The organism is Pseudoxanthomonas sp. PXM03 (assembly GCF_014852005.1).
Classification (GTDB): Bacteria; Pseudomonadota; Gammaproteobacteria; order Xanthomonadales; family Xanthomonadaceae; genus Pseudoxanthomonas_A.
The window spans coordinates 909,583-918,654 of the sequence record NZ_JACVAU010000002.1 but is presented as its reverse complement, the minus strand read 5'-3'; the positions used below and the strand labels follow the sequence as shown (position 1 = coordinate 918,654).

Genomic DNA, 9,072 nt, shown 5'->3' with positions numbered 1-9,072 from the left:
CGGTTCAACCGTCGATGCGTTGCAGGAGGGCCCTAGCTTCTTCCATGTCGGGCTTGCCTTCCAGCACGCGCTGCACCAGTGCCCTGGCCTGCGCATGTTCGCCCAGCCGCAGGTGCGCTTCGGCGGCACCGAGTTTCAGCTCCGGTTGCGCCATGTACGGCATCGCCAGCTGCATCAGCTGCAGCGCGTGGCGGATGTCGTCGTCGCGGGAAGCGGCCTGCGCCTGGTAGTAGCCGAGCAGGCCGAGCAGGTCGACGTGGTAGCGCGCGGTCTCGGCGGCCAGGGCGGCCGCAGCGCTCCGGGTGTCGCCTTCGCGTGCCTGCGCTGCAAGTGCCATCGTCAGTTCGTCGCGCCACGCCGTGCGCGCGACCGGCGTACGGCCCGTGGCGCGCACGATGGCCTCGGCGACACCGGGGGTGGAGTAGGGGTTCTGCCCGGTGACGAGGCGGCCATCGACGACGACCTTCGGCATCATCAGCGGCGCCTCCTCCCAGCGTGCACCGCGCTCGCGCAGCCTGTCTTCCAGCAACCAGGGAAACTCCTTCGCCCAGCGCTTGCCGAACAGGGCTTCCTCCTCGTTGGTGAAGCCGGTCAGGGCCTTGCCATCCACGAGCGACGCGCCATTGCGCAGGCGGACGTCAACGAGCGCGGCCGGTCCGTGGCAGACCGCGCCGATCACGGCACCGTGTTCGTACGCATCGGCCAGCAGCGATGCCAGCGCAGCATCGCGCGGCAGGTCGAACATCGCGCCCTTGCCGCCGACCACGTAGATGGCGGCGTAGTCGCTCGCCTTCACGTCCCGGGTTTTCCGTGTGTCCGCGAGCACGCGTGTGGCGTCCGCATCGGCGAGCAGGGCCGCATTGAACGACTCCTGCGGGTTGTACTTGTCGGCTTCCACGGCACCCCCTTGCGGACTGGCGACCTCGATGGCGAAGCCGTTCGCCTTGAAGATCAGCCACGCCTGCGACAGCTCGTCGAACTCGTAGCCCGGTCGGGTCTTGCCCTGGTCGCGGCCTTCGCCGCTGACGACGATCAGGATCCTGCCTGCATCCGCCGCGTGCAGCGGTGCGGCGAGGGTGGCCAGCAGGAGTGTGCAGGCCAGGTGGAACGTGCGTGGGATGAAGCGCATGACGACGGTTCTCCGGTGGGTGGGCACCAGTGTCCTGTCGCCGGATCAATCAAGCTTCAAACCCGACCGGTCACCAGCCGGTCTGGGGGCCGAAGGCGTAGCGTTTCAGCGCTTTGCCGAGCGTGCGCCCGTCGGTGACGGTCTCCGCGTGCAGGCCGGCTTCGCGCGCGCCCTGCACGTTGGTGAACTTGTCGTCGACGAACAGCGTGCTGGCGGCATCCCAGCCGAGCAGTTCCAGCGCATGCGTGAAGGTGGCCGGTGCCGGCTTGCGCCTCTGCAACCCGCCGCTGGTGAGTACCCGACCCTCGATCCTGGCGGCCATCGGCGCGACGATGCGCGGGATGGCTTGCGTCATCATGGTGCCATTGTTGGTCAGCACGCCCATCGCCACGTCCGCGTGCAGCGTGGCGATGCGGGTCAGCACGTCGTCCATGGCCGTGCTGCCGGCCATCCGCGACGCGATCCATGCATCCTCGTCAATGGCAGCGCCGATCCCTTCGCCGAGCCGCTGCAGGTAAGTGTCCGTGTCGACACTGCCGCTGTCGTACTCGATTTCCAGCCCCGACACGAACAGCACCTCGCGCACGCGCGCGTATTCGCAGCCGGCATGCGCGGCCAGGTGTGCGATCCGGACTTCGTGTCGGTAATGCGCCAGGACGCCGTCGAAATCGAACAGCACCTGATGGATGCGCGGCTTCATCCAGCCGCGACTACCTTGAGGGCCTCGCGCGCGGCGACGAGCGTGGCCTCGATCACCTCGGGTGTATGCGCGCTGGACATGAAGCCGGCCTCGAACGCCGACGGCGCCAGGTACACGCCGCGCTCCAGCATGGCGTGGAAGAAGCGGTTGAACGCCGCCGTGTCGCAGGCCACGGCCTGTGCGTAGGTATCCACCTGCTGATCCGTGAAGAACAGGCCGAACATCGCGCCGACGCGGGTCGTGGTCAGCGGAACGCCGGCGTCGCGTGCGGCGGCTTCCATGCCCTCGCACAGCGAGGCAGTTGCGGCGGCGAGGCCGTCGTGGAAACCCGGCGCCTGGATCAGTTCCAGCATCGCCAGACCCGCGGCCATCGCCACCGGATTGCCGCTCAGCGTGCCGGCCTGGTAGATCGGGCCAGCGGGCGCGATCTGCTGCATCAGCTCGCGACGGCCGCCATAGGCGCCCACCGGCATGCCGCCGCCGATGATCTTGCCGAAGGTGGTCAGGTCGGGCGTGATGCCGTAATGCGCCTGCGCGCCACCCAGCGCGACGCGGAAGCCGGTCATCACTTCGTCGAAGATCAGTAGCGCGCCGTGCTGCGTGCACAACGCGCGCAGGTGCTGCAGGTAGCCTTCGCGCGGCGGCAGGCAGTTGGCGTTGCCGACCACGGGTTCGATGATCAGGCAGGCGATCTCGCTGCCGTACTGCTCGAACAGCGCGGTCGCGCCCTCGAAGTCGTTGTAGCTCAGCGTCAGGGTCAGTTCGCTCAGGCCGGCCGGCACGCCGGGCGAGGTCGGCACGCCGAGCGTGAGCATGCCGCTGCCGGCCTTCACCAGGAACGAGTCGCCGTGGCCGTGGTAGCAGCCTTCGAACTTGACGATGCGGTTGCGGCCGGTGGCGCCGCGCGCCAGGCGGATCGCCGACAGCGTGGCCTCGGTGCCGGAATTGACCATGCGCACCATCTCGCACGACGGCACCAGCCGCGTGATCGTTTCCGCCATCGTCACTTCGGCCGGGCAGGGTGCGCCGAACGACAGGCCGTTCTGGATCGCCGCCTGCACCGCGTCGCGTACCGCCGGATGGTTGTGGCCGACGATCATCGGGCCCCACGAGCCGACGTAGTCGATGTAGCGGTTGCCGTCCACGTCATGCAACCAGGCGCCGTCCGCACGCTGCACGAAGAACGGTTCACCGCCCACAGACTTGAACGCGCGCACCGGCGAGTTGACGCCGCCGGGAAGCAAGGCCTGGGCGCGGGTGAAGAGGGCGTGGGACTGGTCGTGGTTCATGGGGGTTCCAGTAAGGGATATCTGTAGGAGGGGCTTTAGCCCCGAGAGCTTCGGTAACGAAGGCGGTCGGGGCTAAAGCCCCTCCTACACGGGTCAGATGCCGAAGCCACGGCGGTAGGTGATCGCCGCTGCCACCGGATCGGCGGCTTCGAACACGCCGCCGATCACGGCAACCAGGTCGGCGCCAGCGGCGACCAGCGGTCCCATATTGTCCGGGGTAATGCCACCTATCGCCACCCGCGGTACGCCCAGCGCCGCAGCACCGGTCAGCAAGGCCGGCGCGGCGCGGCGCGTGGTCACCTTGCTGGTGGTGGGGAAAAACGCGCCGAAGGCCACGTAACTGGCGCCCGCGGCGACCGCGCGTTGTGCGTGCACTGCCTCGTCGTAGCAGGAGGCCCCGACGATGGCGTCTTCGCCCAGCCTGGCGCGCGCGGTGGCGATGTCGCCGTCGTCCTCGCCCAGGTGGACGCCCGCTGCCCCCACCGCTTCGGCCAGGGCGACCTCGTCATTGATGATCAGCGGCACGCCGGCCTGCACGCACAGCGCCTGCAGCGCGGTGGCCTGCTCGCTCCGGCGGTCAGCGCCGGCAGCCTTCTGCCGGTATTGCAGCCACGTGGCATAGGGGAGTACGGCGGCCACGCGCGCCAGCAGGCGGGCGGTGTCCGGCTCTTCCGGCGTGATCAGGTACAGCCCGCGGGCGGTGCGGACGGACGGCGGCAGGGCTGTCATGGGTGAACTTCCGGTGCATGGGCGGCGGTGGGACAATGGCCGCTCCTTCCAGCGTGCATTATCCGATGACCGACGCCACCGCCACCATCTTCCGCACCTGGATGTGCGTGGTCTGCGGCTTCATCTATGACGAGGCCGATGGCCTGCCGGAAGAAGGCATCGCCCCGGGTACGCGCTGGGAAGATATCCCGGCCGACTGGACCTGCCCGGATTGCGGCGTGGGCAAGGACGATTTTGAGATGGTGGAATTGGACTGACGTGCTGCCTGCCCCTTGTAGGAGCGACGTGAGTCGCGACCGGAGGAGACGGATGTCCGTAAAGCGACCCCGGCACGGGATGGCTGTCTACGGCGAAACAGCGTGATGCAACGCGCGCGCTAAGCCGGGACGATGGAGTTCATGTCGTGCGGTCGCGACCCACGTAGCTTCTACAGGGGACGCAGGAAGTGGCCTGCTCCTGACGCTCAATGCATCCGCGACGAACGCACCGCGCTGAGCTCCACCAGCTGCTCGCGGATCGCCGACGTGTCGTTCGCCTCCGGCGCCAGCTGCAGATAGCGCGTCAGGTCGCGCTGGGCGCCATGGCGGTGGTCCATCTTGAGGTAGGCCAGGCCGCGGTCGCGCAGGGCATCCGGTTGATCGGGCGTCAGCTTCAGCACGCGATCGACGCTGCGTGCGGCGCGGTCCCACTCCTCGCGCTCGGCGTACACGCCGTGCAGGTTGCGCAGCGTACGCACCAGGATCGCGCGTGGTGAAGCCGGGTTGAGGATGTGCAGCAGCGCCGCATCGTCGGGGACGTCGCCGCCCAGGTGCGGCTTGGCGCGTTCGCGCAGTTCGTCCACGCCCAGCGGACGGCCACCGTTGAAGGGATCCATCACCAGCAGGCCGTCGTCCACCGGCAGGCGCACCAGGAAATGACCGGGGAAGGACACGCCGTCCAAGGGCACGCCCAACCGGTGGGCCACTTCCATCTGCACCATCGCCAGCGACACCGGGTTGCCCAGCCGGCGCTCGAACACCTGGTTGAGGTAGCTGTTGCGCGGGTCGTAGTACTCGTCGTGGTTGCCGGTATAGCCCAGTTCGTCGAACAGGTGCCGGTTGATCGCCGCCATCTTCAGCGGCCACGGCTCGATCGTGTCGATCTCATGGCGCAGGTGTTCGGCGTGGCTCTGGACCAGCGTGTCGTAAAGGTCCGGGTCCAGGTCGGGGTACTCGTCGCGCGCGATCAGCAGCGCGGTTTCCAGCAGCGGCACGGTTTCATCCGCCTGGCTGGCCAACGCATTCCATTCCGGCAATGTCAGTCGATCCCCCATGGCCACAGAGTGCGGCCGTTCGCGCCGACAATCAAGCCTCAGCGGACGGGCGGAATGCCCTCGCCGAGGCCGAGTTCTGCGCCGTCCTCGAGCTTCAGCCGTTCCGCTTCGCCGGCATTGAGTTCAAGCACGTAACGGGCCGGCCGGGCGCTGGGGTAGGACGGGCAGGCATTGCCGCCGGAGCAGGGCGGCACGTTACGCTGCTGCGACACCAGCTTGCGGCCGTTGTCGAAGTAGAGGATGTCCAGTGCGATGCGGGTGTTCTTCATCCAGTACGCCTGCGGCTCTTCGGCGTCGTGGATGAAGAGCATGCCGGTGCCGGTGGCCAGCTCGTCGCGGAACATCAACCCGCGCGCACGCTCGGCATCGTCATCGGCGATCTCCACCGTGAAGCGCTCGCCGCCCACTTCGACCCATGGCCCGCCGTTGGCGCAGCCGCTGAGGAGAAGGGCAAAAGCGAGCACGGTCAGCTGGGGGAGGCGCATGTCGAAGTCCGCTGTTCGAGGAGGGCCGTAGTGTAGCGCCGTGCCCGGAGCCTGTCGGTCTGCGGTGATGCGCGCGCGCCGCAGCGGGTTCAGTCCGTGCGCAGCTTCGCGGCGATCTTCTCCGCCGCGAGCCGGTTGTCGCGATAGTAGGCGGCGTTCTCCGCCAGCGCGTGCCAGCGCCGCTGGTCTTCCACGTGATGGCGCAGCTGGCGGACGACGCTGGGCATCAGCTGGCGATGACTGGCACTGTCCGCGCGCTGGGCGACCTGCAGCAGGTCGAGCAACAGCAGGATGCCGTCATGGTTGCGTTCGGCCTGCCTGCGTGCCGCGAGGAACAGCCTGTCGAGCCCGGCCGGCGGCAGCTTGGCGAGGCCCGGGTCCGCCAGGCTGTGGCCGGGATCGGCCTGCAGTACGTGCAGTGCGTCATCCAGCGGAATGAGAGGCGGTGCGGACATCGCCACCTCACATGTATCGGCGGCGGGCGCTTCGTGCCCGTTGGCTTCCATCAGCGGCATCGACATCTCCTTGTGTCTATGGGAAGGCTCGCGATGGCCCGGCTTTCCGTGGGCAGGAACGTCGCCATGCGATCGGCACCGACTTTATGAACTCGATAAGTTCACGTCAATTAACTTAACTGGTTAATAAGTGTGATTCGCCGCCGCTAACGTTCCCCGCATGGGCAACGAGCGTGAAAAATTCTCGCAGCGACTGGCGCACGCCATGCAGCAGGCCGGCTACGAGCCACGCCCGACGGTTCTGTTCCATCTGTTCAACACCCGCTATCGCGGACGCTCTGTCACTTTCCAGACCACGTCGCGCTGGCTCGGTGGCCGCGCGATTCCCGCGCAGGACAAGCTGCAGGTGCTCGCGGACCTGCTGGGGGCGGATCCGCATACCCTGCGCTTCGGCACGAGCACGCGCTCACGCGTGGCCGAAACGCGGGCCACGTGGCCTGCCGGCGCCGGTAGCCGCGAGCGCCAGGTGATCGATGCCTTCCTGCGGTTGCCGCCGAAGAAGCGCGAACTCGTGGGCGAACTGGTGAAAGCGCTGGCGGACGAGGCGTAAAAGCGCTGGGCCGCCTGGGCCGGTCGCCTAGCGCAGCACGACCGGCGGTTCGCCGCCGACGATGACGATGTCCGCCGGACGGCGGGCGAACAGGCCCACGCTGACCACCCCGGGGATCTGGTTGATCTCGCGCTCCATCGCGACCGGGTCGGTGATCGACAGGTTGTGGATGTCCAGCACCACGTTGCCGTTGTCGGTGGTCACGCCGTCGCGCCACACCGGCTGGCCGCCGGTCAGGGCGAGGATCTCGCGCGCCACCAGGCTGCGCGCCATCGGGATGACTTCCACCGGCAGCGGGAACCTGCCCAGCACGGGCACCTGCTTGCTGGGGTCGATGATGCAGACGAACTGCTTGCTGGCCTCGGCGATGATCTTCTCGCGCGTCAGCGCCGCGCCGCCGCCCTTGATCAGGCGCTTGTGCGGGTCGCACTCATCGGCACCGTCCACGTACAGCGACAGCGTGCCGGTGTGGTTGAGGTCCAGCACCTCGATGCCGTGCTGCTTCAGGCGCGCCGTGCTCTGTTCGGAACTGGACACCGCGCCCTTGATGCGGTCCTTGATGCCGGCCAGCGCATCGATGAAGAAGGTCACGGTGGAGCCCGTGCCCACGCCGACGATCATGCCGTCCTCGACGAATTCGATGGCCTTCTCGCCGGCCAGGCGCTTTGCTTCGCTCATGGGTTCAACACTCGTGTACAGGATGGGGTTGTTGTAGGAGCGACGTAAGTCGCGACCGGGAGGGTGGGGACGCAGGGGAAGGCAGGGGACGCGGGAAGCGCGGTGCTGTCATTCTCCCCCGGTCTGCAGGGCGTGCGGTCGCGACTTACGTCGCTCCTACAGGGGCATGGTTATTCCAGCGCGAGCAGGTATTTCCACTGTGCGGCCGTCACCGGCGATACGGAAAGGCGGCTGCCGCGCTGGGTCAGCGCGAAGCCTTCCCCCAGCGCATCGGCATGCTGCTTGACCTCATCCAGCGTGATGGTGCGCGTGAGCTTGCGTTCGAACGTCACGTCCACCAGCGACCAGCGCGGATCTTCGCGCGTGCTCTTGGGGTCGTGGTAGTCGGACTTCGGATCGAACTGGGTTTCGTCCGGATAGGCGGTACTGGACACGGTGGCCGTGCCGACGATGCCCGGCTCCTTGCAGTTGGAGTGATAGAACAGCACGCCATCGCCTACCTGCATGCTGCGCATGAAGTTGCGCGCCTGGTAGTTGCGCACGCCGTTCCACGGCTCGGTGCCGACCTTTTCCAGGTCATCGATGGAGAAGGCATCCGGTTCCGACTTCATCAGCCAGTAGCGCTTGCGGGTGGTCATGGTGGGGCGTCCGGCAAAGAGGAAGGAAGCAGCGTGTCGCGCTCAGTGCAGATGGCATCCAGCGGTACGTCCCAGGCCTGTGCGCCCACCGTGTCGATGCGCTGCGCCTCGAAGCCGACGCCGACCAGCCACGGCGGCGCGGGGCGTTGCAGGCGTGGCGCCAGCGTGCGGTCGTACCAGCCGCCGCCCATGCCGAGACGGTGGCCCGCGGCGTCGAACCCCACCAGCGGCACGACGATCAACGCCATGTCCGTGGCGACCAGGCCGGCGCGTGGATCGACATCCGGTTCGGGGATGCCGTAGCGGTTGGTCACCAGCTCGTCGCCCGGCCGCCAGGGTGCGAAGCGGAGCGTTTCGTCGTCGGCCAATACAGGCAGGCAGTAGACCAGGCCGGGTGGCAGGCGCAGCTGCCAGCTGTGCAGGCCGATTTCGCCATCCATCGCCCAATAGCCGGCGACGTACCCTGTTGCAGGGAAGAAGGGGAGTGCGAACAGGCGCGTGGCCAGCGCGTCGGCGCCGGCGATGCGCTCGGCGGCGGGCAGGGCGCGGCGGCGCGCACGCAGTTCACGGCGCAGCGCATTGCGCTCGGCGGCCATGGCGGAAGACGGGGAGTCGGGCATGCGTGAATTTTACGGCATGCACACCGGCGTTGCCGGTGGGACCGCGGGAGCGGCGTCAGTCACGGCCCTGGGCGTCGGATCCCTAGTGCAGTCGGCTTCGTTTCGAAGTCATCCCGCTCAAGGGCGGGTGCAACAGGACCGGCCGGGTCGCGGCTGATGCCGCTGCCGCGGGAAAAATACGTCCTCCGCCATGCACGATGTTCGCGAAACGACCTTGAACCCGGGGTTCAAGTGGGAAGGTTGGGCAACCATCGGGCTTTCCGCTGCGAGGCAGACCTGCACTCCCGGTAACCGTCACCATCCCGTGGTCGTAATTAAGGGACAAGGCGAATGTTTGCGCTCACTGTCGAGTACAGCAGAGGACGCGAGGCCAGTATAGCGATTGAGGACTTTTTGCCTAGCCCGTTCGTCGGCCGATTCAGTGCGC

Annotated in this window: 12 protein-coding genes and 1 other RNA gene; 2 read left to right on the top strand and 11 right to left on the bottom strand. The window is 67.7% G+C overall.

The window, feature by feature from the left end; translation table 11 throughout:
* Positions 1–4: 4 nt before the first annotated feature.
* From IB223_RS13115 to thiE, 4 genes are all read right to left on the bottom strand, one after another.
* Positions 5–1,129 carry a DJ-1/PfpI family protein gene (locus IB223_RS13115; RefSeq protein ID WP_192202148.1) on the bottom strand — a complete coding sequence of 375 codons (1,125 nt, stop codon included), beginning with the start codon at positions 1,127–1,129 and terminating at the stop codon, positions 5–7.
* A gap of 70 nt (positions 1,130–1,199) precedes the next feature.
* A complete protein-coding gene (locus IB223_RS13110) occupies positions 1,200–1,829 on the bottom strand; it encodes an HAD-IA family hydrolase (RefSeq protein ID WP_192202147.1) in 630 nt (209 codons plus the stop codon).
* On the bottom strand, positions 1,826–3,118 hold the full coding sequence (gene hemL, locus IB223_RS13105) for a glutamate-1-semialdehyde 2,1-aminomutase (protein WP_192202146.1): 1,293 nt from the start codon (positions 3,116–3,118) through the stop codon (positions 1,826–1,828). Before hemL ends, IB223_RS13110 begins: the two co-directional genes overlap by 4 nt.
* Before the next feature lie 93 nt (positions 3,119–3,211).
* Positions 3,212–3,847 carry a thiamine phosphate synthase gene (gene thiE, locus IB223_RS13100; protein ID WP_192202145.1) on the bottom strand — a complete coding sequence of 212 codons (636 nt, stop codon included), beginning with the start codon at positions 3,845–3,847 and terminating at the stop codon, positions 3,212–3,214.
* A gap of 35 nt (positions 3,848–3,882) precedes the next feature.
* Here thiE and IB223_RS13095 point away from each other — a divergent pair, with 35 nt between their 5' ends.
* Positions 3,883–4,104: a rubredoxin gene (locus IB223_RS13095; RefSeq protein ID WP_192202144.1), complete on the top strand. Its 222-nt coding sequence runs from the start codon at positions 3,883–3,885 to the stop codon at positions 4,102–4,104.
* 206 nt (positions 4,105–4,310) lie between these two features.
* Here IB223_RS13095 and IB223_RS13090 read toward each other — a convergent pair whose 3' ends face one another.
* The 3 genes from IB223_RS13090 to IB223_RS13080 all read right to left on the bottom strand — a co-directional run bounded on the left by IB223_RS13090 (position 4,311) and on the right by IB223_RS13080 (position 6,159).
* Positions 4,311–5,159 carry a SirB1 family protein gene (locus tag IB223_RS13090; protein ID WP_192202143.1) on the bottom strand — a complete coding sequence of 283 codons (849 nt, stop codon included), beginning with the start codon at positions 5,157–5,159 and terminating at the stop codon, positions 4,311–4,313.
* A gap of 38 nt (positions 5,160–5,197) precedes the next feature.
* A complete protein-coding gene (locus tag IB223_RS13085; protein WP_192202142.1) occupies positions 5,198–5,644 on the bottom strand; it encodes a DUF192 domain-containing protein in 447 nt (148 codons plus the stop codon).
* Positions 5,645–5,733: 89 nt separating this feature from the next.
* The gene (locus IB223_RS13080) at positions 5,734–6,159 is read right to left on the bottom strand and encodes a hypothetical protein (protein ID WP_192202141.1); all 426 of its coding nucleotides are present in this window, start codon (positions 6,157–6,159) and stop codon (positions 5,734–5,736) included.
* A 160-nt stretch (positions 6,160–6,319) separates the two neighbouring features.
* Between IB223_RS13080 and IB223_RS13075 the strand changes: the two genes are divergently transcribed.
* Positions 6,320–6,709, top strand: a complete 390-nt coding sequence (locus IB223_RS13075; protein ID WP_192202140.1) for a transcriptional regulator — start codon at positions 6,320–6,322, stop codon at positions 6,707–6,709.
* Positions 6,710–6,736: 27 nt separating this feature from the next.
* Here the strand turns inward: IB223_RS13075 and rpiA are convergent, their stop codons facing one another.
* The 4 genes from rpiA to ssrS form a co-directional block, all read right to left on the bottom strand.
* Complete coding sequence (rpiA, locus tag IB223_RS13070) at positions 6,737–7,387, bottom strand: ribose-5-phosphate isomerase RpiA (RefSeq protein ID WP_192202139.1); 651 nt, start codon at positions 7,385–7,387, stop codon at positions 6,737–6,739.
* 170 nt (positions 7,388–7,557) lie between these two features.
* Entirely contained in the window at positions 7,558–8,025 is a 468-nt protein-coding gene (locus IB223_RS13065) for an EVE domain-containing protein (RefSeq protein WP_192202138.1), read from the bottom strand.
* The gene (locus IB223_RS13060) at positions 8,022–8,645 is read right to left on the bottom strand and encodes a 5-formyltetrahydrofolate cyclo-ligase (RefSeq protein ID WP_225591030.1); all 624 of its coding nucleotides are present in this window, start codon (positions 8,643–8,645) and stop codon (positions 8,022–8,024) included. Before IB223_RS13060 ends, IB223_RS13065 begins: the two co-directional genes overlap by 4 nt.
* Positions 8,646–8,823: 178 nt before the next feature.
* Positions 8,824–9,010, bottom strand: a non-coding RNA gene (ssrS, locus tag IB223_RS13055) — 6S RNA.
* Positions 9,011–9,072: the final 62 nt, after the last annotated feature.

Bases quoted from the DNA above. Each gene is read 5' to 3' on its own strand.
- rpiA (WP_192202139.1), bottom strand. From the start codon at position 7,387: ATGAGCGAAGCAAAGCGCCTGGCCGGCGAGAAGGCCATCGAATTCGTC.
- thiE (WP_192202145.1), bottom strand. From the start codon at position 3,847: ATGACAGCCCTGCCGCCGTCCGTCCGCACCGCCCGCGGGCTGTACCTG.
- hemL (WP_192202146.1), bottom strand. From the start codon at position 3,118: ATGAACCACGACCAGTCCCACGCCCTCTTCACCCGCGCCCAGGCCTTG.
- IB223_RS13085 (WP_192202142.1), bottom strand. From the start codon at position 5,644: ATGCGCCTCCCCCAGCTGACCGTGCTCGCTTTTGCCCTTCTCCTCAGC.
- IB223_RS13080 (WP_192202141.1), bottom strand. From the start codon at position 6,159: ATGCCGCTGATGGAAGCCAACGGGCACGAAGCGCCCGCCGCCGATACA.
- IB223_RS13090 (WP_192202143.1), bottom strand. From the start codon at position 5,159: ATGGGGGATCGACTGACATTGCCGGAATGGAATGCGTTGGCCAGCCAG.
- IB223_RS13075 (WP_192202140.1), top strand. From the start codon at position 6,320: ATGGGCAACGAGCGTGAAAAATTCTCGCAGCGACTGGCGCACGCCATG.
- IB223_RS13095 (WP_192202144.1), top strand. From the start codon at position 3,883: ATGGCCGCTCCTTCCAGCGTGCATTATCCGATGACCGACGCCACCGCC.
- IB223_RS13065 (WP_192202138.1), bottom strand. From the start codon at position 8,025: ATGACCACCCGCAAGCGCTACTGGCTGATGAAGTCGGAACCGGATGCC.
- IB223_RS13060 (WP_225591030.1), bottom strand. From the start codon at position 8,645: ATGCCCGACTCCCCGTCTTCCGCCATGGCCGCCGAGCGCAATGCGCTG.
- IB223_RS13115 (WP_192202148.1), bottom strand. From the start codon at position 1,129: ATGCGCTTCATCCCACGCACGTTCCACCTGGCCTGCACACTCCTGCTG.
- IB223_RS13110 (WP_192202147.1), bottom strand. From the start codon at position 1,829: ATGAAGCCGCGCATCCATCAGGTGCTGTTCGATTTCGACGGCGTCCTG.